The sequence below is a fragment of the Photobacterium satsumensis genome (genome assembly GCF_050336935.1).
Lineage (GTDB): Bacteria > Pseudomonadota > Gammaproteobacteria > Enterobacterales > Vibrionaceae > Photobacterium > Photobacterium satsumensis.
In genome coordinates this window covers 194,555-216,134 of the sequence record NZ_JAKJSK010000008.1, presented here as the reverse complement: position 1 = coordinate 216,134, position 21,580 = coordinate 194,555, and the positions used below count along the sequence as shown (strand labels likewise).

20 protein-coding genes are annotated in these 21,580 nt (G+C 48.2%); 13 read left to right on the top strand and 7 right to left on the bottom strand.

Translation table 11 applies throughout. The features are described from left to right. The first annotated feature begins 21 nt into the window (after window positions 1–21). The 8 genes from fabF (at window position 22) to L4D79_RS17145 (ending at window position 8,264) form a co-directional block, all read left to right on the top strand. Window positions 22–1,260, top strand: coding sequence for a beta-ketoacyl-ACP synthase II (fabF, locus tag L4D79_RS17180; protein ID WP_428652795.1), 1,239 nt, complete (start codon window positions 22–24; stop codon window positions 1,258–1,260). Window positions 1,261–1,348: 88 nt separating this feature from the next. Further along, complete coding sequence (gene pabC / locus L4D79_RS17175; protein WP_428652794.1) at window positions 1,349–2,158, top strand: aminodeoxychorismate lyase; 810 nt, start codon at window positions 1,349–1,351, stop codon at window positions 2,156–2,158. Beyond that, the gene (gene mltG / locus L4D79_RS17170) at window positions 2,152–3,165 is read left to right on the top strand and encodes an endolytic transglycosylase MltG (protein ID WP_428652793.1); all 1,014 of its coding nucleotides are present in this window, start codon (window positions 2,152–2,154) and stop codon (window positions 3,163–3,165) included. Before pabC ends, mltG begins: the two co-directional genes overlap by 7 nt. Then, on the top strand, window positions 3,165–3,794 hold the full coding sequence (tmk, locus tag L4D79_RS17165) for a dTMP kinase (protein ID WP_428652792.1): 630 nt from the start codon (window positions 3,165–3,167) through the stop codon (window positions 3,792–3,794). The genes mltG and tmk overlap by 1 nt, the downstream gene beginning before the upstream one ends. Before the next feature lies 1 nt (window position 3,795). Next, window positions 3,796–4,773 carry a DNA polymerase III subunit delta' gene (gene holB / locus L4D79_RS17160; protein WP_428652791.1) on the top strand — a complete coding sequence of 326 codons (978 nt, stop codon included), beginning with the start codon at window positions 3,796–3,798 and terminating at the stop codon, window positions 4,771–4,773. A 50-nt stretch (window positions 4,774–4,823) separates the two neighbouring features. After that, window positions 4,824–5,603, top strand: a complete 780-nt coding sequence (locus tag L4D79_RS17155; protein WP_428652790.1) for a TatD family hydrolase — start codon at window positions 4,824–4,826, stop codon at window positions 5,601–5,603. Between the two features lie 454 nt (window positions 5,604–6,057). Further along, a complete protein-coding gene (gene ptsG, locus L4D79_RS17150) occupies window positions 6,058–7,488 on the top strand; it encodes a PTS glucose transporter subunit IIBC (RefSeq protein WP_428652789.1) in 1,431 nt (476 codons plus the stop codon). Between the two features lie 317 nt (window positions 7,489–7,805). After that, on the top strand, window positions 7,806–8,264 hold the full coding sequence (locus L4D79_RS17145) for a hypothetical protein (protein ID WP_428652788.1): 459 nt from the start codon (window positions 7,806–7,808) through the stop codon (window positions 8,262–8,264). 221 nt (window positions 8,265–8,485) lie between these two features. On the opposite strand, the gene L4D79_RS17140 is transcribed toward L4D79_RS17145, so the two are convergent. The 3 genes from L4D79_RS17140 to L4D79_RS17130 all read right to left on the bottom strand — a co-directional run bounded on the left by L4D79_RS17140 (window position 8,486) and on the right by L4D79_RS17130 (window position 11,175). Continuing rightward, the gene (locus tag L4D79_RS17140; protein WP_428652787.1) at window positions 8,486–9,385 is read right to left on the bottom strand and encodes a LysO family transporter; all 900 of its coding nucleotides are present in this window, start codon (window positions 9,383–9,385) and stop codon (window positions 8,486–8,488) included. 187 nt (window positions 9,386–9,572) lie between these two features. Beyond that, window positions 9,573–10,496: an HDOD domain-containing protein gene (locus L4D79_RS17135; RefSeq protein ID WP_428652786.1), complete on the bottom strand. Its 924-nt coding sequence runs from the start codon at window positions 10,494–10,496 to the stop codon at window positions 9,573–9,575. A gap of 97 nt (window positions 10,497–10,593) precedes the next feature. Next, window positions 10,594–11,175 carry an LON peptidase substrate-binding domain-containing protein gene (locus L4D79_RS17130; RefSeq protein WP_428652785.1) on the bottom strand — a complete coding sequence of 194 codons (582 nt, stop codon included), beginning with the start codon at window positions 11,173–11,175 and terminating at the stop codon, window positions 10,594–10,596. A 291-nt stretch (window positions 11,176–11,466) separates the two neighbouring features. Here L4D79_RS17130 and L4D79_RS17125 point away from each other — a divergent pair, with 291 nt between their 5' ends. Beyond that, window positions 11,467–12,054: a TfoX/Sxy family DNA transformation protein gene (locus L4D79_RS17125; protein ID WP_428652784.1), complete on the top strand. Its 588-nt coding sequence runs from the start codon at window positions 11,467–11,469 to the stop codon at window positions 12,052–12,054. Window positions 12,055–12,199: 145 nt separating this feature from the next. After that, entirely contained in the window at window positions 12,200–13,102 is a 903-nt protein-coding gene (gene dsdC / locus L4D79_RS17120; RefSeq protein ID WP_428652783.1) for a DNA-binding transcriptional regulator DsdC, read from the top strand. 86 nt (window positions 13,103–13,188) lie between these two features. Here the strand turns inward: dsdC and L4D79_RS17115 are convergent, their stop codons facing one another. From L4D79_RS17115 to L4D79_RS17100, 4 genes are all read right to left on the bottom strand, one after another. Beyond that, window positions 13,189–13,737, bottom strand: a complete 549-nt coding sequence (locus tag L4D79_RS17115) for a hypothetical protein (protein ID WP_428652782.1) — start codon at window positions 13,735–13,737, stop codon at window positions 13,189–13,191. Between the two features lie 206 nt (window positions 13,738–13,943). Beyond that, window positions 13,944–14,945: a 2-hydroxyacid dehydrogenase gene (locus L4D79_RS17110; RefSeq protein WP_428652781.1), complete on the bottom strand. Its 1,002-nt coding sequence runs from the start codon at window positions 14,943–14,945 to the stop codon at window positions 13,944–13,946. Window positions 14,946–15,078: 133 nt separating this feature from the next. Then, window positions 15,079–15,585 (bottom strand): response regulator, encoded by a 507-nt coding sequence (locus L4D79_RS17105; protein WP_428652780.1) that lies wholly within the window; start codon window positions 15,583–15,585, stop codon window positions 15,079–15,081. Next, window positions 15,582–17,534, bottom strand: a complete 1,953-nt coding sequence (locus tag L4D79_RS17100; RefSeq protein ID WP_428652779.1) for an ATP-binding protein — start codon at window positions 17,532–17,534, stop codon at window positions 15,582–15,584. Before L4D79_RS17100 ends, L4D79_RS17105 begins: the two co-directional genes overlap by 4 nt. 266 nt (window positions 17,535–17,800) lie before the next feature. Between L4D79_RS17100 and L4D79_RS17095 the strand changes: the two genes are divergently transcribed. The 3 genes from L4D79_RS17095 to L4D79_RS17085 all read left to right on the top strand — a co-directional run bounded on the left by L4D79_RS17095 (window position 17,801) and on the right by L4D79_RS17085 (window position 21,420). Next, on the top strand, window positions 17,801–19,114 hold the full coding sequence (locus L4D79_RS17095; protein WP_428652778.1) for a DUF945 family protein: 1,314 nt from the start codon (window positions 17,801–17,803) through the stop codon (window positions 19,112–19,114). A 277-nt stretch (window positions 19,115–19,391) separates the two neighbouring features. Further along, window positions 19,392–19,808, top strand: coding sequence for a CBS domain-containing protein (locus L4D79_RS17090; protein ID WP_428652777.1), 417 nt, complete (start codon window positions 19,392–19,394; stop codon window positions 19,806–19,808). A 190-nt stretch (window positions 19,809–19,998) separates the two neighbouring features. After that, complete coding sequence (locus L4D79_RS17085) at window positions 19,999–21,420, top strand: MATE family efflux transporter (RefSeq protein WP_428653068.1); 1,422 nt, start codon at window positions 19,999–20,001, stop codon at window positions 21,418–21,420. Window positions 21,421–21,580 lie beyond the last annotated feature (160 nt).

The following is a 21,580-nucleotide window of genomic DNA, read 5'->3' as shown; positions in this document are numbered from 1 at the left end:
CAATTCCCGGAGAAATAAATCGTGTCTAAGCGTCGCGTAGTTGTTACTGGCATGGGTATGCTATCACCGGTAGGTAATTCTGTTGAATCATCTTGGAAAGCACTTCTAGCCGGTACTAGCGGTATCAGCACTATTGAACATTTTGATGCTAGCGCATTCGCTACTCGTTTTGCTGGTATGGTCAAAGACTTCAACTGTGAAGAATACATGTCGAAGAAAGATGCCCGTAAAATGGATTTGTTCATCCAATACGGCATTGCAGCAGGCGTGCAAGCATTAAAAGACTCTGGCATTGAAGTAACTGAAGAAAATGCAGCCCGTGTGGGTGTTGCTATCGGTTCTGGTATTGGTGGTCTTGGCTTGATTGAAGCTAACCATCAATCTTTGATGGAAAAGGGCCCGCGTAAAATCAGCCCATTCTTTGTTCCATCAACAATTGTAAATATGATTGCTGGCCACCTGTCGATCATGCACGGTCTACGTGGTCCAAATATCGCAATCTCTACAGCGTGTACAACTGGCCTTCATAACATTGGTCATGCTGCACGTATGATCGCATACGGTGATGCCGATGCGATGCTAGCGGGTGGTGCTGAGAAAGCATCTACACCTCTAGGCATGGGCGGCTTTGCGGCTGCTAAAGCACTGTCTACCCGTAACGACGATCCTCAGGGCGCATCTCGCCCATGGGACAAAGACCGTGACGGTTTCGTACTTGGCGACGGCGCCGGTATGATGATGCTTGAAGAATACGAGCACGCAAAAGCACGTGGTGCGAAAATTTATGCTGAGCTTGTTGGCTTTGGCATGAGTGGCGATGCTTACCACATGACTTCACCAAGTGCTGACGGCTCTGGTGGCGCACTGGCAATGGAAGCATGTATCCGTGATGCGGGTATCAATGCTGATAAGATCGGCTACATTAATGCCCACGGTACATCGACGCCTGCTGGTGACGTTGCCGAAACGCTTGGCATCAAGCGTGCGATGGGTGCCGCTGCTGATAAAGTCATGGTATCTTCGACTAAGTCTATGACGGGTCACCTACTGGGTGCAGCTGGCTCTGTTGAAGCTATCATCACAGCAATGACTCTTATTGACCAGGTAGTCCCGCCAACAATCAACCTAGAAAACCCTGATGAAGGCTGTGATCTGGACTATGTACCAGGCGAAGCGCGTCAGGCAAATCTTGAGTACGCACTGTGTAACTCGTTCGGTTTCGGTGGTACAAACGGCTCGTTGCTGTTCAAGAAAATCTAACGATAACCTGTTATCATAGAGCGGCCCGGTGTTATGCACCGGGCCGTTTTTTTTATCTATTTTTTGAAAATATCGAGCAGGAAGCAAGATGATCCTGATCAACGGAAAACCAGACAGCCAGATAGCGGTGACCGACAGGGCGATGCAGTATGGCGATGGCTGCTTTACGACTATGCTGGTAGAGAGTGGTGAGATCCGGCTTTGGCCCTTTCATCTCGAGCGGTTAAAGGAAACACTCTCGATGCTGGGTATTGCAGCCCCAAACTGGGATGAGCTAGCGGCAACCGTGCGTGGGCTTGCCGCCCATTATCCTGACAAAGGTGGGCTCAAGATACTGATCAGCCGCGGCAGTGGTGGCCGAGGATACAGTACCTCTGGTTGCACCAATACACAGGTTGTTGTGTCACAATTTGCTTGGCCTGCACATTATCGGCAGTGGCAGCGAGACGGTGTCGCCTTGGGCGTTTGCCAGCAACGCTTGTCGCATTCGCCGATGCTGGCTGGATACAAGCACCTTAACCGCCTTGAACAAGTGCTGCTCAAGCGGGAAGCAGAACAACACCAGTGGTTGGATGCCGTGGTGTTGGATGTGGCAGGTAACGTGGTGGAATCTATTGCCTCGAACATCTTTTGGCGCAAAGGCAACACGCTATATACCCCAAGCCTGGAACTGTCCGGGGTGAGGGGAGTGATGCGGCGGCATATATTGCAGTTGGTAACCGAATTGGATTATTGTTCAGAAATTGTCAATTCGCCGCTTGATAACTTGCTTTGTGCTGACGAAATCTTTATTACTAATGCCCTCATGGCGTTAGTGCCAGTAAATGAAATCAATGGAATAACATTCACTCAACAGACCTTGCTGGGTGAGCTGAACAAGAGGTTGTATTCGTGCTAAAGAAATTGGCGATTGTTGTGATCCTGCTGGGCCTAGTGGCTGCCGGTGGACTGGGTTGGTCGTATCAGCAAGTGAAATCATCGCTTGATGTGCAAGTAGAGAACCAACAAGAAGTCTTACTGACGGTAAGAGCTGGTACGTCGTACCGCGGATTGCTTAACCAGCTGGCTAGCCAAGATATCGTGGTTGAGTCGCCATGGACACGGTGGATCCCGAGGCTTGACCCACAACTGGCAAACCTGAAGTCGGGCACGTATCAAATTACCCCGGCGATGACACTGAAAGACGTGTTGGCGCTGGTTGCCTCTGGCCGTGAACAGCAGTTTGCCATCACTTTGGTCGAAGGTGAACGTTTTGTTGATTGGTTAGCTCAGCTGCAGCAGGCACCGTATGTGACCCATGCAACCGAAGGGATGAGTGAAGCCGATATCGCCAAAGCGCTGGGCGCTGATGTGGAAAAGCTTGAAGGCTTCCTATTGCCAGAAACGTACCATTACACGGCGGGTACCTCTGATCTTGAGCTTCTGCGCCGGGCGTTCCGTGATATGCAGAGCTTGCTGGGTACCGCCTGGGACGAGCGCGATGCAGAAGTCCCACTGAAAAATGCTTATGAAGCGTTGATCATGGCCTCGATTATCGAAAAAGAAACCGCGGTTGATGATGAGCGTGGCTTGGTGTCATCGGTGTTTATGAACCGCCTGCATAAGGGGATGCGTTTACAGACCGATCCAACCGTGATCTACGGGATGGGTGATAAATATGAAGGCCGGATCCGTAAGCGCGATCTGCAAACGCCTACTCCATATAACACCTATACCATTTTCGGCTTGCCGCCAACACCGATTGCGATGCCGAGCAAGGCATCTGTGTTGGCTGCCGTAAACCCGGATGACAGCACCTATTACTACTTTGTGGCTGATGGCAAAGGTGGCCATAAATTCTCGAGAACGTTAACAGAACACAACCGTGCTGTGCGTGAATATTTAAGAATACTAAGACAACAATAATGACTGGTAAATTTATCGTAATTGAAGGGCTGGAAGGCGCAGGGAAAAGCACTGCCATTCAGCAAGTGACTCAAGTACTGGCCGAGCAGGGTATCGAAGAGTTCACGTCAACCCGCGAACCGGGCGGTACACCATTGGCCGAGCAAATGCGAGCCTTGGTCAAGGAAGGCCACCCTGATGAGCCTTTGACAGATATGGCTGAGCTGCTGCTGCTTTACGCCGCTCGCTCGCAACTTGTTGAAAATGTCATCAAACCAGCTTTGAACCAAGGTCAATGGGTAGTCGGTGACCGCCATGATATGTCTTCTCAGGCCTACCAAGGTGGTGGCCGTGGTTTTGACCGCGTAGTCATGGAGCGTCTTCGCGATACAGTACTGGGTGATTTCCGCCCCGACTTTACTATCTATATGGATATTGATCCGGTACTCGGTCTTGAGCGGGCCCGGGGTCGTGGTGAGCTGGATCGTATCGAAAAAATGAATATCGACTTTTTCCACCGTGCCCGTGCCCGTTTCTTGGAGTTGTCTGAAGCCGATCCGAGCGTTGTGATTATTGATGCTAGCCAGTCGCTGGAAAAAGTAACGGCTGATATTCGTGATGCGGTTAAACACTGGCTGGAGCAGCTGTAATATGCTTTATCCGTGGCAGGAAAGTGTATGGCAAGGCTGGCAGCAGCTGCTGGCACAGGGGCGGATGCATCATGCTATCCTTCTTGTGGCTCCTCATGGGAGCGGACGAGAAGCGCTCGCTAGGCACCTGGCAAAAACAGTACTGTGCCAGAACGGGGCTGCAGGGGCGGGTGGTGAGCCCTGTGGCGTATGCCATAGCTGCAAGCTGTTTGAAGCGGGTACTCACCCTGATTTTCATGTTGTTGCACCTGTTCAGGAAGGCAAACAGATCGGGGTTGATGCTGTCAGGCAATGTAACCGTTGGGCTGTTGAGACCTCACAGCTCGGCGGTGAGCGGATTATCCTGATCGATGGTGCAGACGCCATGGGGGAGGCTGCGGCAAATGCCTTGCTTAAAACGCTGGAAGAACCACCGTCGGGTTGTCAGTTTGTCCTGTTGGCTTCGTCACTGGATAACTTGTTGCCTACTATCAATAGCCGCTGTAACAAATGGCGCTTGGCGATGCCACAAGAGCAGGAAACCAAGCGTTGGGTAGAAAAGCAGTTGATGCAAAGTATTAAGCTGGAAACCGTTAGGCTCAATGGCTCAGCACCGATTGCAACCCAGCAGTTCATTGAACAGGGTCAAGATATCCGTTACGCAAAATTATTGGCTACCTTTGCTGAATTTTTGCGCCCGCCGTTCTTCGGCTTATATGATGTCGCTGGGTTATGTACCAAAGAAGGGCACCATAGTCTGAAATGGCTGAGCTACTTCCTTGTCGATTGCATGAAGTGGCAGCAGGGCGTGACGTCGCACTTGGTTCACAGCGAGTCATTGCCTTTGGTTGAGCAGGCTGCCGCGGTTATTACACCCACGACCTTGCTTGAGCAAACCAGACAGGCTAACAGTCTGTATCAGAAACTGGAACGCCATCCGGGGCTGAATGTTGAGCTCTTGATTGTCGATTGGTTGACTGGCTTCATGAACCACCAATAGTGTCTCAATGATGAGGCATCGTTAATTTACAGAATATTGAGGAAAGAAACGTGCTAGTTGATTCGCATTGTCACCTGGATAAATTGGATTACGAGCAACTTCATACAGGGATTGATGATGTGTTGGCCAAGGCAAAAGCCCGAGGCATTGATTACTGCCTGTCGGTTGGCGTGACGTTGAAAAGCTTCCCGACCATGATGGAGATGATTGCGCCGCATGACAATGTATTTGCATCATGTGGTGTCCACCCATTGGATATCGAAGAAGGCTTTGATTTCGATAAGCTGAGAGAATATGCCCAGCATGAGCGTGTAGTAGCGATTGGTGAGACCGGTCTTGACTACCATTATCAACCGGAGCTTGCCGAGCAGCAAAAAGAGATTTTCCGTCAGCATGTGCGCTTGGCGGTTGAACTCAATAAGCCTCTTATTATTCATACTCGTATGGCTCGTGAAGATACCTTGCAGATCTTACGCGAAGAGGGGGCCGAGAAATGTGGCGGTGTGCTGCACTGCTTTACCGAGAGCCTAGAAATGGCTCAGGCTGCCATCGAGCTGGGTTTCTATATTTCTATCTCGGGTATTGTCACCTTCAACAAAGCCTCTGAGCTCAAGCATGTGGTTAGCCAGTTGCCACTGGAGCGCCTGCTGGTCGAAACGGATTCTCCCTACCTTGCCCCGATCCCTTACCGTGGCAAACAGAACCAGCCAGCTTATGTGCGTGAAGTTGCAGAACATATTGGCCTTCTGAAGGGGGTCTCGGTTGCAGAAGTCGAGCGGGTAACCACCGACAACTTCTTTACGCTTTTTTCGCAAGCGAAACGAAGCTAAGGATAAAAAAGGAGCTTAAGCTCCTTTTTTTTGTACTTTTTATCTCCTGCCTATCCAATATTCAAAAAACCTCAATAAAAACTGCAAATAAAACCAAAAAACACTAATTAAAGTTGATAGTTTACTTCGTAACGTAAAGTAACACAGCTTACATTACTGAAAGATTATTACATCTTGTTGTAGGTGCTGCTTTGTGGTTTATTTTCTTTTTGTTTCAGTTATTTATATTTATTTCGCATCTTTAGTAGTCGAAATTTCAACTGTGATCTATATTGAGTTTTGAAATTATATTTCATGACCTATTGGTAATTTTGATGGCCATCAAGTTATATTTAGCACCACATTTTATACTTAACCTGTATTAAAAATGACGGTCTAATCGGCAGATGGCTACGGGGGTAGGCCGCTGATAAAGACTGAAAATCTAAATAAAACACTCACTCAGGAGCACATTATGTTTAAGAACCTTTTTGCAAACCTGCAAAAAGTCGGTAAGTCGCTGATGCTGCCAGTATCAGTACTACCGGTTGCTGGTATCCTACTTGGGGTTGGTGCAGCTAACCTTGGCTTCATCCCTGAAATCGTATCTAACCTGATGGAACAAGCAGGTGGTTCCGTATTCGGCCAGATGGCCCTTCTATTTGCTGTTGGTGTAGCGCTAGGCTTTACTAACAACGACGGTGTTGCAGGTCTTGCAGCTATCGTTGGCTACGGCATCATGACAGCAACACTAAGCGTAATGGCTGGTGTGATGGGTGTTGAGTCAATCGATACAGGTGTACTAGGTGGTATCCTAGTCGGTGGTGTTGCGGCTTGGGCATTCAACCGCTTCTACCGTATCCAACTTCCAGAATACCTAGGTTTCTTCGCTGGTAAGCGTGCAGTGCCAATCATCACTGGTTTCTCCGCTATCGGTCTAGGTATTGTTCTTTCTATCGTATGGCCACCAATCGGTGCGGCTATCGGTGCATTCTCTGATTGGGCTGCTCACCAGAACCCAACAGTGGCATTCGGTATCTACGGTATCGTTGAGCGCTCACTGATCCCATTCGGTCTGCACCACGTTTGGAACGTTCCTTTCTTCTTCGAAGCAGGTACTTGTGTAAACGCTGCTGGCGAAACACAGAACGGCGTTCTAACTTGTTACCTAGTTGCTGATGAAGCTTCTCGTATCGCTGGTAACGGCTTCGGTCAGCTAGCGGGCGGTTACATGTTCAAGATGTTCGGTCTTCCAGCTGCTGCAATCGCTATTGCTCACTGTGCTAAGCCTGAAAACCGCGTAAAAGTTATGGGTATCATGGCGTCAGCTGCGCTGACTTCATTCCTAACAGGTATTACTGAACCAATCGAATTCTCTTTCCTATTCGTTGCGCCAGTTCTGTACGGAATCCACGCTCTACTAGCGGGTTCTGCATACGTTGTTGCTAACACACTTGGCTTCGTACACGGTACATCTTTCTCACACGGTCTAATCGACTTCCTAGTTCTGTCTGGTCACGCACAGAAGATGGTTCTAATGGTTGGTGTTGGTCTGGTTTACGCTGCAATCTACTACGTAGTATTCCGCACTGTAATCACTAAGCTTGACCTGAAAACACCTGGTCGTGAAGAAGAAGAAGCAGGTGAAGGTGTTGCTGCTGAAGGTTCTGAGCTAGCGAAAGACCTAGTTATGGCATTCGGTGGTAAAGAGAACATCACAGGCCTAGACGCATGTATCACTCGTCTACGTGTTGCTGTAGCAAGCGTTGACAACGTTGACCAAGATCGTTTGAAGAAGCTAGGTGCGGCCGGTGTGGTTGTAGCTGGTGGCGGTGTTCAGGCTATCTTCGGTACTAAGTCTGACAACCTGAAATCTGATATGGATGAGTGGATTCGTAACAACTAATACGAATTATTGATTCATAATCCAAAAGGGAGCTTCGGCTCCCTTTTTGTTGTTTTGGAGCAGGTGCTAGAACCTAGAAAGAGCTGGTCCTAGGAAAAGCGGGAAGAGAAGGAGAAGCAGAGACTAGACACGAGAAAGAGCGAAAATGAAGGCTTTAGCGAATATTTTTGTTTTTCCCAGAACTGAGTGCTGATCTCTAGGAACCCACACCCAGAATCATATATGCTCCTACTTAAGACCTAGAACTTGGAACTGTTTTAAGTAGTGACGCGAGGTTCAGGATAAGGATTTACGAGAGTTAGTGCACAGGGATTGGCATGTTACTGAGGATACTGGATTTAGTTTTTACTGTTTCTGGAATAGGAATACTGCTATCAATCATCGCGTTTATCCTGATGATGATCTTTGCCAAGCGCTTAAATCCAAAAATCATTGTTGTAATGGTGATGAACTTTGTTGTTACCTTGGCCTTAATGATGAGCTTGCCCCAACTAGGGAGAGCTGAGCTTCGTAGTTTGCTTGCTGATGATATTGAAGGTATTACCTCTGATATGGCCTTCAACCGAAACTTGTTGGAGAAAAGACTGAAGAATTTTGCTTTCATCGCAGGAAGGAACTCGCACCCTTTAGAGCGATTTGACGTCGTAATTAAGATGAAAGGTGGAGACATTTCGCTTCAGTTTGCCAGAGATTCTGAAGAGCAAAATACATATTGGGTCTACTACCCTGAATACCGTTTTTTCACCATCAATGAAGTTGGCAAGGTAAGGCTATAAAGTTCACAGCACTACAGCTCCAAGGATCTCTCCGCTCTTACCCGGGGCCTAGGTCCAAGAACCGCTCTTCTAGGAACCTGCCTCTAGGATCTAGGAACTATGTATCAATATAAAAGCGAGAGCCTCAGACTCTCGCTTCACTTTTCTTACTCTCATCTAGGTTCCAGGAACTAGGATCTTGTCTGCTCTTCCCCAGAACCCAGGACCTGTTCTTCCTGCTTTTACAACGATAAAAAGAACAGCATCAATATGGGTACCAATAAGCTGAGGATAAATCCGCTGACAATGGCTATTGGTACACAGCGGATCCCGCCGCAGTTCTGGATCACCGGTAGGGTGAAGTCCATCGCGGTGGCGCCGGCATAGCCAATAGCAGTACTCGGGTAGCGGCTGATTATCATCGGGATCAAGCTCAGGGCGACCAACTCGCGCAGTAATTCATTAAGAAAAGCGGCTCCCCCCATGACCGGGCCAAGATTGTCACCAATCAAGATACCCGCCAGTGAATACCAGCCGAATCCAGAAGCCATCGCTAAGCCTTGGTTATAGGGGAGGTCAAGCAGCCATGCGGCAATCAAGCCGCCAGGCAAAGAGGTTGCGATAATCGTTAAGGCGATGATGATGCCTTTCTTGTTGAGCAGAATTTGCTTCAGCGTCATCCCGCTGTTTCTGAGCTGAATCCCGATAAGGAAGAGCAGCAATAGCAATATCACTTCGCTGGCTTGATCGACCCAGCCTAATTCTATACCCGTCACCAAGCCAACAATTAACCCGCCAGCAACCACCACAATAAGCTTCATCGACTCTAAAACCATCTCGCGAAGGGGCAGAGTTTGGTGGCCATGAGCGGTCTCGGTTGGCATCAGTTTGTCTAGCAGCGGTAGGGCTAGCAGATTGCAGGCGCTGATCACCGAAAAGAACACGAAGGTGTAAGTGAGGATCTGATTAAGGTTTTGCCCAATATTGTCCAGTCCGGCCAAGCTGAGTCCCATAAGGGTCAGGATCACCAGAACCAGCCTGCTGGTTTGGGTGTTGATAAACGCCAGTACCGCAGTCTTTTTGACAGTGATTAAGTAGCCGATAATCAACGGCAGGAAAATATAGAGCATGCCAGAGAACATGTGGGTCCTTGTGAAAGTTAAGGCGAGGTTATCCGTAAACCCGCAAATCTAATTGATATGAGATGTAAGGTGATCAAGGTCACTAATTTCAGCAGCTTATCAGTAAGGCTGAGAATGGGTCAATATCCATTCTCAGCAAATTGATGCACTTACTTGTATGCCGAAAGCGGGCTTCAGGGCTGGAGTATTACAGGCCGCTATTGCTGATGACCGTTTTGAGGCGAAGATTAAACTCTTGCTGAGGGAGGTTGGTTAAGTCATACATCACTTCGGCACCGGCGAGATCGAGCTCGACATGGTGATCGTCGATGCCATCGTCATTACTTTTATACATTAGCAGGTGATGAGCCATGCGGGCGACATCGAGGTAGCCGGTGTCGTTATTGCCTGACGGGTAGCTGAGAGATTGGTTAGTCGCGACCTCAAGGTAATCGTTGTCGAATCCCCAATGCTTAAGGATAACTTTGCTGGCTTCCTGGCAACTGTGCTGGAAGACATACTTGGCAATATCGATATCGAGATAGTTGCCACCATCAAGGTAGGACTGATACTCATGGATCAGGCTAAATAGGCCGATATCGGCAAACAGCCCCGCCAGTAACGCTTTTTCTGGCTCAAGTTGTTTGGGAAACTCTTCGTGGCTGGCAAGGTCATGGCTTATCAACGCCATGGCTGCAGCGAGCTGACGCGAGCGGACAGCACTTTGCTTGAGAAGCTGGTTACACTCCTTGCTGAAGTGGGAACATAGCTTTAGCTCCTCGATGGCCTTCGCGGTAATGATATCCCTCACCCTAAAAATGCCTAACCGACTGACTGCGTTGTAGATATCATGGCAAATCACATTGCGACGGTTGAACATCATGGTGTTTGATATTTTGACGATATAGGCGGTGATGCCGGGATCATCGATGAGCAGATCAGCAACATCTCGAACGGTTGTTTCGTCGTCATTGCATAGCTGTTGAAGCTTGCTGAGAACAGACGGGATAGGGGGAAGGATAAGCCGGTCCTTTCGGACAGCTGATTTAACTAGAGAGCAAAACTCTGACTCCAATCCCTTGATTATCTTGTCGTTTTCAGGTCTTAGCCAAAAAAAAGATACGTGAGTCATTTCTATATTACGAAAAGTCTGGACACACCATTCTATCGGGAGTGAGAGGGGATAGATAGTAGCGATGGCACAAATTCATTTCAGGATGTTTAACTGTTCAAATTTCAGGCGAGTGGAACAGTTTGTGCAGGAAGCGGGTAGTCAACTTAGCGTTATCTTGCGTGATCAGCAGCTGCTTATAGTGGACTTCAAGCGGGAGCACCTCAATCCAACGCTGGCAAACCCAGGTGATATCATCCCACTGTGGTGACGGGTACAGGGCAGCGATTTCTGGCATGGAGTGAAAGAAAAGCTTTAGCTTATCAACCAGCTCTTCATCTTGAAGTCTCAGCGGTGCGTCATCCCAGTTTGGATACAGTGTGCAGTCGCCTTTCATCAACCCATCTTGATCTAGGTGAATATCACGGATACGGACTTTCTGGACGCCTTCAACCACAATAGATAACAAGCCTGATTCTAGCTGGTCAAAGTTGATAATGGCGCATTGGGTCGCAATGGCAGGGATGCGTTTTAGTTCGCTCTCGACCTCTGATTCGTTAATCATGCACACGGCAAAGGGAGGATCTTGAGCCAACGCTTCCTTTAACATTCTCAGGTAGCGCTTTTCTATCAGGGTAAACGAGGCCCTGCCTCCTGGCAGTATATGGACACTGGATGGATAAAGGGCGATTTCATTCATGATGTTGCCTAATAAGGATACCCGATACGTGCATGGCGGTGATAAGAATAAAGATAGTGTCTACTGTATATTTTGGGATATTGCTCCAACTTTCACTACAAAAAATTACGGTCGAAATTGCCCCAATGCGCTTATTTTTTGTTCCGTAATATGTCTGAATTCTCACTTTTAAATGTTCCTAGTTTCATATGTGGCGATTATCTTTCCGCTGTGTCAAAGTCAATTTAATGACGCTATGCAGTGCGGCGCTTCAGGAAAAATAAGCCATTAACAATTAATGGGAGATAAATTTTGCTAGGGTTCAGGGAAGAGATCTTTAATTATTTGCGCGAATTTGGTGGGTTTGAAAAGCGCTCCATGTTCGGTGGTACAGGCATCTTTATCGAGAGTGCAATGTACGCAATCATTACCGATGAGGCTTTATTCCTTCGGGGTGGTAGCAATCTCGACCAACATTTTACTTTACTCGGTTGCGAAAAGTTCAGGCACATTAAACGTAGTACGACTGCTGTTGTAAACTATTACGATATAACGCATATCTACCAGACAGATGCAAAGACTTGTTCGAGCTTGGTTAAGCAATCAATTGCCATTTCGACGTCTGATAAAAGCTATAAGATGTCAGATAAGAGCAAAAGAATCAGGGATTTACCCAATATGCGCTTGACGTTGGAGCGGATGGTAAAAAAAGCCGGTGTCCCGGATGTCAGTAGTTTTGTCTCGCTGGGAGCGGTAGAGGTCTTTCGCAAAGTCCGTCATAGCCATGGCAAGGATCTTGATGTGAAGCTGCTGTGGATGTTCGCCGGAGCGATTGATGGTTGCCACTGGACATTGCTGAAAGAAGATCAGAAACAGCGCTTATTACGTGATGTTGAATAAGTTGTAATGGTTAATTTAGAAAGATAAAAAAGCCACTGCGACAAGCAGTGGCTTTTGTCTTTATACCCATAGGAGGCCCTGGAGGAGGAATCTGAGGGCATTTAGGTATATCATGTCCTGATAAATCCATGTTGTTTAAAGATATATGCGACTACCACGTTTGACTGGACCTGTGTTGTCTGGGCTCCACTGCTTTCTTATTGCAGCCGATCAGATGAGCTTTACTCGTGCGGCGGAGATTCTATGCCTGACACAAAGTGCGGTAAGCCATAAGATCAAGAATCTGGAAGATTCTTTAGGCGTAAAGCTGTTTATCCGGCAGCCAAGAAAGCTCACACTGACCGATGAAGGCAAACGGCTAAAGGAAGTTCTGGCGCTTAATTTTGGCGATATAGCCAACGAACTTAGGGACTTGCGTACCCTTGAGTTAAGCGGTGATCTCAACGTATCGGTGCCGCCAACCTTTGCCCAGCGTTGGTTACTGCCACGCCTGAGCAGCTTCTTGGAAAAATACCCTGCGCTACGCTTTCACTTACGCACCCGAAATGAGCTAGTGGACTTCCATACAGAGTCTTTCGATTGTGCTGTTTATTTTGGAAACGGGAAATACACCGGGCTGCATGTGGTCAAGTTGATGGATGAAACTATGGTACCTGTTTGTAGCCATGAGTATGCCGAGCAGCATGGCTTATACGGTAACCCTGCAAAATTAATGTCTTGTATGCTGCTGCACGATGCTGCGCCATGGGCAAGGGCCGGAAAAAACGATGAATGGCAATATTGGGCTCAGCAAAATGGCGTGGTGCTGCCGGAGGCCGGTTGTACCTTTGATCGGGCTGATTTGGCACTGCAGGCGGCAGAGCGGGGAATTGGTGTTGCTATTGGACGGGCGTCGTTTATTGCCGAGCAGCTAGAATCCGGACGATTAGTGACGCCCTTTACGCTTGCGGTGCCATCACCGCAAAACTATTTTCTGGTGTGTCGTAATGAGATGGCTAGCTCGCCTCGGGTGAAAGCGTTTATTGATTGGCTGGGCGAAGTGCAGTAGTGCGATACAAATGACGAACGATCACAAAGAAAAACGCCCTGCATTAGCAGGGCGCTTGTTATCTGCTGTGTCTATCTTGACGAAGATTAGAACTTGAATCGCGTCGACAGCATCACTTGATCGCCGTATAGCTCGTTGAAGCGACCAGTCACGCCGACCGAGAATAGTTCTGTTGCGTGGAAGCGGCCGTAAACACTGCCAGTGACTTCTTCGAAATCGTCAATGTTAATGTGGCCAATAGTGCCGCCAACTTCTAGCTGTGGACCCAGCCACTGGCGAACACCCAAGTTCACTTCAACACCAAACTTACCGCTTGAGCTTTTCAGTGCGCTTTTGTTTTTCGCACTGCGTGCTTTAAGTTCACCGGTGATATCTGCCCAGTTGTTGACTGGTGCGTGGAAGCCTACACCAAGTGTTGCATCCCAATCGCTTTCAAATTCAGTGTCGACGCTACCGGTGATGTGGGCATTCGGGTGGATTGAAGTGCTGAAACCAGCACCGTAAGTCAGCGGGCTAATACCAATACGCGCTTCAGCGTAGTCGTAGCTGAAGTTGCTCATTGTCGGTTGGGCATTCGCCTGTACCGCTGAAACAGATGCCAGGACAAGACCTGAAGCAATTAGGGTTTTACGCATGACAAATTAGTCCAATGGGCTAAAAAATAATTGAACTATTTTAATGGACAAAAGCGAGTGTTCATAGCAGTTTTGTAGAGTTTTGCTGTGTTGTTTTTAAGGTATTGGGTGTAAAAGCCGACAAAATTGGTAAAATTATGTGATCAATATCAATGGGTTGGCCGTGATGGGTTGAAGGGCAGGAGCAAGCCTACCCATCACCTATGTCAGAGCATGTCGGAAACGAGCTCATTGCCTGAACGTTGTTCCTGCTCGAACTGCTTGATGTTGTTCAAAGTGGTATCCGCAATGTTGCCTAAGGCTTCTTCAGTCAGGAAGGCTTGGTGTCCGGTAAAGAGCACATTGTGACAGGCCGATAAACGGCGGAAGACATCATCTTTGATTACATCGTTAGACTTGTCCTCAAAGAACAGATCTTTTTCATTCTCGTAGACATCAATACCTAAAGAGCCAATTTTGCTGCTTTTCAGCGCTTCGATGGCATCTTTTGAGTTGAGTAACTCCCCGCGGCTGGTGTTGATAATCATCACCCCATCACGCATTTTGGAGAACGCTTCGGCATTGAGCATGTGGTAGTTTTCTTCGGTCATCGGGCAATGCAAAGTGATGACATCCGCCTGATGGTATATCTCTTCCAAGCTGGTGTACTCCACGCCTAATTCAATGGCAACCGGGTTTTCGTATGGGTCATAGGCCAAAATATTCATGCCGAGTCCCTTGAGGATGCGGGTTGTTGCAATACCGATTTTGCCCGTACCGATCACTCCGACCGTTTTGCCATGGAAGTTGAAACCGGTCAGGCCTTCCAGTGAGAAGTTGGCGTCTCGGGTACGTTGGTAGGCGCGGTGGATCCGGCGGTTGAGGCTTAGCATAAGGCCAAGGGTATGTTCGGCAATGGCTTCCGGGGAGTAGGCTGGAACACGGACGACTTGAATCCCCAGTGTTTTTGCGGCTTCAAGGTCGACCTTGTCGTAACCGGCGCAGCGCATTGCTATTAGCTTTACTTGGTTATGCGCAAGGGCTTCAAGCACCGGGCGGCTCAAATCGTCGTTGACGAATGCACAGATTGCATCATAGCCCTGAACGATTTTTACGGTCTGTGGTGTCAGGCGGAAATCATAGAAATCGAGCTGATGGTTGTAGTGTTGATTGATCAGCTCGAAGGAGTTCTGGTCATATTTTTTGGTGCTGAAGACTGCAACTTTCATGGATCACCTTTTCGGGTTGACTCTACCTCGGCATAAGCCTTGGATTAGTGTAATTGATCTTATTGTTTTGTGACCAAGATAACACTTTTTGACCTATCCCGAAAAGGTTTGTATGACAATTAAATCTGTAGGGTTATATATCGGACAGCGATAGCCTGCGATGGCTCAGCGCTTCCATGATCCGGTTGGTATCGAGGTGCTGGATCCATGCCATCAACTCGGTGTCCGATTCATTGTCGATCACAAAGGTGGTCAGCTGATCAATCACGATCTGTTTGAGCTGGTCACCATTCCACGGCTTGGCAATATAGTAATCTAAGCTGGCGTTGTTAACGGCCTGCACGGTTTCCTCCAGACCTGCTTGCCCGGTAAGCAGTACCTTACGGGCATTGCTGGACTCCTCCTGGTGCTTGAGCTCAATGAGGAAGTCAATACCGGTTTCACCGGGCATGATGTGGTCACACAGGATGAGTGCTAGTGGGATATGATCGGCAATGGTATCAGCGAGGACTTCTTTGGCTTCGTCGACCGATTCCGCTGCTTCGATAACGAAATGCTCTTCCAGCGAGCGTAGATCATTGATGACGCTATCCAGTACTTCCCGCTCATCATCTACGCAAAGGATCAGGTATTTGTTCATAGGCTCTCCTTAAGTGCCTCGCCCAAAGGCAAAGTAACTATCATTCTGGTAAACAGGCCGGGTTCGGATTCGACCCTGATATTGCCATTATGTTGGTGGATGATCTGCTGGCAGACAGATAATCCAATCCCAAGACCGAAGTTGCCTTCACGCTTGGTAGTGAAATTGAGCTCGAAAATTTTGTCTTGTTGCTCTGGCGGGATCCCTTTGCCATTGTCTTCAACCATGACTTCAATCGCCTGTTTGGCCGGATCATCGAGTGTGATCTGCCGGGTGGTGACTTTGATTTGCCCTGGCTCGTCAACGGCATCGAGGGCATTGGAGATCAGGTTGGTCCAGACTTGCTGCAAGGCGATAGGCTGGCAATGCAGCGGCGAAAGTGGGCTGTAATCTTTAATCAACTGGTGGCGTTTGAGTTTGTTTTCGAAGATCACCAAGGTATCTTCCAGTCCTTCATGGATGTCGACAGAATGTACGGACTCATCATCCTGCCGTGCATAGCTTTTCAGGCTTTTGACCAGATCCGCAATCCGCTGGGCACAGACATTGATAGAACGCAGGAAGTTACCCATCTGGTAGTAATTCTCCCATTCGGCAAGGACTTCCGGCAGTTTGCCTTTTTGCGGGAGTAGCCATTCGCGAATATGGACAGCGTCATCAACACCCATCTGTACCGCCTTACGGGCCAGCTGCCTGTCACCGAGCACATCGGTCAACTGCTTGGCACGTTGCCGGGCTTCTGAGGTCGATAGCGGTCGTGATAGCATCGCCTGCTGCATGATGTCGTTACCACGATCTTGGTTCTCATGACTGAGTGTGGTGTTGGTTATGCTACCGATGGTCTGCTTGAGAGTATCACTGCCGCGCAGTATGGCTGAAACCGGGTTGTTCAGCTCATGGGCCACGCCTGCCACCAACTGCCCGAGCATTGCCATTTTTTCTTTGTCGATCAGCTGGTGATAGGCTTCATCCAATGATTTTAGGGTTTGTTGCAACCGCATTTCGGTTTGGATACTCCCTTTCAGGCGGCGGTTGAAGTTGCGCATAAGCAGGTTGGTAAACAGGGGGAGTAACTCACTGCGTGAGTTCATGACTTTATTGAATAATTCCCTGTCGAGCTTGATGACATCGGTGCCGCACAAGGTCACACCGGTCGAGAAAGATGTTTCACCAGAGATAAACGACATCCCGCCGACGAGATGGCCAGGACCCGCTCTTACCACCTCGTGGCGACACCCATGCTCATCTTTTTTATACAGTGCGACCTCGCCACTGGTGATGAACCAGAGGACGTTATTTGGTTCGCCTTCTTGGGTCAGGATATGGTTGGCGCTGTAGCTGCGGCAAGCGCGGGTGTCATCGTTGCTGGCAAAGAAATCGTGCAGGGCATCGATCACCTGGGTGGCCAAGGTGGTATCGTCGAGGGTGTGACTATGTTGGATAAACCCCGAGCGGAACCGAGACATTTGTCGTTCTATATGGGCATTGAGGATCCGGCGGTGATCAAGCAATTGGCTGTACTTTAGCCAGTCTTCATCAGGATGCTTCAACACGAAATGTGTGAGCTCTTTCAGCAACACTTGCTTGAGCTCTTGCGGCTTCCAAGGTTTGGTCAGGCAATAGTGCAGACGTCCTTCATTGACCGCCTGCATGATAACATCAAGCTGAGGCATATCATTGAGCAACACTGAACGAGCCTGCTTGCTGGCTGGGTATTGATCGAGCGAAACCAGAAAGTTGACACCTCTGTCATCGCCGAGCTCGTTGTCGCAAATTACCATCGCAACCCGCTGATTCTTAGCGGCGATATCAGTAAGCACCTCATTGGCTTCGTTAATGCTGTAGGCATTATAAATATCGAACAGGTCGGCAAAAGCCGCTAAATCCTGATTGAGTTTTTCCACGACAAGCGGGTCGTCGTCCAAACAGACAATCGCAAAACTATTCACCGTTACACCCTTCACGTCAAAATACTGCTATGTTGCTGTTATGATTAGATACTTTTTTAAGTGTATAAGAATTAAACACGCCTGACTGAGAGCCATCTAGCAATCGTGTGAGAATAATATTGCAGACGGTTCAGGGTATGGCTGTGGACTAATCTGTAGGGGCATTGACAAAAAGACTTTCTAAATCAATGAATATTGATAAATTTATTGTTCAGCAAGCTATGATAAACTGAGTTTTTCATCTTCAGATCTGGGACCTAAAAATAATGCTAGGAAAAATCGGTGCGGTTGGCGGTGCAGTGGTTGTGGCACTGTGCTGGCCTTTTGCCACGGGGCAAATTGGCGAGCGTATTTATCTTGATACGCTTGGTCAATATGAAAATCCGTATCTTACCGTGTCCAATGACACCTATAAGCGTGGATACTTAACATCCGAGGCAGTATCAAAAATTGAGCTAAAGGATGAGCTGAAATTTCTTTTTGAAGATGAAGGCTTACCAACTGTTTGGTTTGTTAAGCACCACGTAAGCCACGGCTTTATGAGCGTGTCTTCCACCAGTGAGCTGCAGGTGGATGATGAACTCAAGCCAATGGTGGAGACATTATGGGGTGAGGGTGTTGCGCCTGTTACCTTTACGACCAACACGGCGATGACGCGTAAAACTGACTTTACCTTCCAGATCAATCCTATCGAAGAGAAAGAAATTAGCGGAACCAGCGTGGCTTTGTCATCGTTTGTTATGCAGGGAACGGTGAATGCGAAAGGCGCGGGTGAGTTCCAGTATCAACTTCCATCTGCGAACCTAACCACAACAGCGCATGAAGAGATGGTGCTAAAGGGGTTAAAAGGTGGCGGTAAAGGGTATCTCGACGGTCAGTTCTGGATTGGTGATCAATCTCTGACCCTTGATGAAGTGCGCTTTAGCGATTTGAATTCCGAGCAGAGTGTGGATGTGGCGCAGCTTGTTGTTGGCATGGAAAATGTGCTTACCCAGCCTGAAGCTTCAGAGGGAGAAGAAAAGCCTCAACTTCAGCTTTCTAATTCAAACCACGTAAAAGTAGGTAAGCTGGTTATGCTGGATGGCAGCGAATACCAAAACTTTAACTTCCAAATGGCCTTCTCTGATCTCGACTATCCGTCGTTAAGCCGATTGGGAGATATGACCGATGATTTGGAAGAACCACTGACTGAACAGCAGGCGATGGACGTTTCTGCTGCATTGGATTCGTTGGTAGCTAAAGGGCTTGCTTTCTCTATTGATGATCTAAGTGTACTGGCCCCAGAAGGGCAGGTATCCAGCCGTTTGAATATGACTATCGCACCGGGTATCAGCAATATTTCCCAAAATATCGGTCAAATTGCCGATAAACTGGGTGGTGATATTCACCTTAGCTTGCCTGTAGATTTAGTAGAAGCAGATCCGCTACTGAGTGAGCGCGTTGATATGTTGGAGCAGAGCGCGATTGTGGAACGCAATGCCACCCATTATCTACTGGATATGAAGATTGAAGGTGACAAGGTGATCCTCTCGAACGGTGATCAATTGCCGTTTGCGATGCTGTTTATGTTATTTATGTAATCTTTCAGTTTCATACATCTTACTGCAAAACCGCCGTTCCTTACGGCGGTTTTTTGTTTTATATAGCCCCAGCGAACAGCGATATAAAGCGATCTGGCGTGATGATAGGGAATATCTATTGATAAAATCGCTTATTTCAATTTAGTAATTTCAAGGAAATAGACGACACTTAATCAAAAGGAGGTGCTCCCGGAGTGGGAGAGCCAATCGAAAAAATGATGTTCAGGGCAATTAGCAGAGTAGTGAGTTGTCCGACTGGCATGAATTAGGGGGATGTATGGAATCGTTGAAGGTTAAGGATTATATGAATGTACGTCCGGTGACATTCGAGCCGAAGATGTCTCTTTCTCAGGCATTAGATAAGTTACTTTCAGCCAAGCAGATCGGCGGGCCGGTTATTGATGAAACCCGAAAAGTGGTTGGTTTTCTTTCCGAGCAGGATATGATCCATAAACTTCTCAAAGTAGGGTATTACTGTCAGGACACCCATACAGTTGAAGAATGTATGCATTCTGAAGTGTTGACGGTATCTCCTGAAGATTCGATCATTGAACTGGCTGATACCATGGCTGGACAAAAGCCGAAGATCTACCCCGTTGTAGAAAACGGTCGTTTAGCGGGGGTTATTACGCGACGCGATGTGCTAACGGCTATCAGTAACCAAATTGTTGACTGTTTCAAGCACCCCGTTTAATGGCTTGGGTATATTCCCGTGAAGAAAGCAGAGGAAGGCGCTATGTGCGCCTTTCTTATATACCCCACGATGGGAATATCTAGATTACCAGCAAGGAGAGCCAGTGCCCAAGCCGCCCCGCCCCTCAATAGAAGCTAACAAACTCCCTTCCCAAGAGGCTAAAGATGCCAAGTTTGTCACCGGCACGCCAATGAAACACATCGTGGTGATGTCAGGGACGGGTGCCGTTGGCTTGATGGCGCTTTTTTTGGTCGACTTGCTCGACATGTTCTTCATCAGTTTACTGGGTGAGATTGAGCTAGCGGCGGCGATTGGTTTTGCCGGTACCCTGATATTTTTCTCTACCTCGGCCTCAATCGGTACCTCTATTGCCATGGGGGCCTTGGTATCGAGAGCCTTGGGGGCCAACCAACGGGAGAAAGCCCGCTTGGTCACGGTCAATGTCATGATCTTTGCCGTGATTTTCAGCGCGATTCTCGTCTACGGCATGATGTCCAACCTTCAAGCTTTGTTAGCGATGATTGGGGCACAGGGCAGGGTGGCGGAAGCTGCCACGGATTATCTAACCATTTTGCTGCCAAGTGCGCCGATGATTGCGATTTCCATGTCGGCTGGCGCGGCGTTACGTGGCATTGGGGATGCCCGCCGTTCGATGTATGCCACATTAATTGGTGGCGGTGTGAATGCCGTGCTTGATCCATTGTTCATTTTTGGCTTCTCGATGGGTGTTGAAGGGGCTGCGATAGCGTCTGTTTTTGCAAGACTAGCGGTAATGGTGTTCTCCCTTCACGCCATTATTGTTCATCACGATTTGGTTTCCCGCCCCAAGTTTTCTGCGTTTTTTTCGTCCTTGTTACCTATTTCGGCGATTGCCTTACCGGCGATACTGACCAATACCGCGACACCGATAGGTAATGCCATCGTGACCAGTAATATCGCGCAGTTTGGTGAGAGCTTTGTCGCTGGGTACGCTGTTATCGGCCGTATCATGCCGGTGAGCTTTGCGTTGGTCTTTTCACTCTCGGGCGCAATTGGCCCGATCATCGGTCAGAATTTTGGTGCCGAGCGCTGGGATCGTATTTTACGTTCGCTGTCGGATGCACTGTTGTTTGTCAGTGGTTACTGCGTGTTGGTGTCTATTATTCTCTGGTCTTCGCAAGATTGGTTGATCGCCGCATTTAGTTTGCAAGGCGACGCTGCCAGCTTGCTGTCGGTGTTTTGTAGCTATGTTGCCATTACCTTTATTTTCAATGGTGCGATGTTTGTTGCCAATGCGGCTTTCAATAATCTCAACCGCCCGACATGGTCAACGGCACTCAATATGAGCAAAGCGACCTTGGGTACCATTCCCTTTGTTTGGATAGGAGGAAAGCTTGGTGGCGCAGAAGGAGTATTGATTGGTCAGGCGGCGGGTACCATCGTGTTTGGTATTCTCAGTGGTATGTTGGTGCTCAATCAGGTACGAAAAATGGCCGCCGAGCATGAACAGAAACAGGAAGAACAAGAAATCCTCGAACCAAGTGTGCCATTAACCCCGTTTTGTTCGTCACGGACCTATATGGGGCATGAAGATGTGATTGAAGAGACGCTGGCGACAGAAACTAAGGTCTAAATTTGTTTTAGTTAATGTCAATCATCAAAAAGAGTTATATTTCACTGGTTTATTGATCTGTTTCGGTGAAACTTCCCACCTTTAGACGCACAATCACCCAATCTCAATTTTTACCGGTAGCCAAGAGCGCTACCGGTGACTCTGCCTCACTGCTGAATTT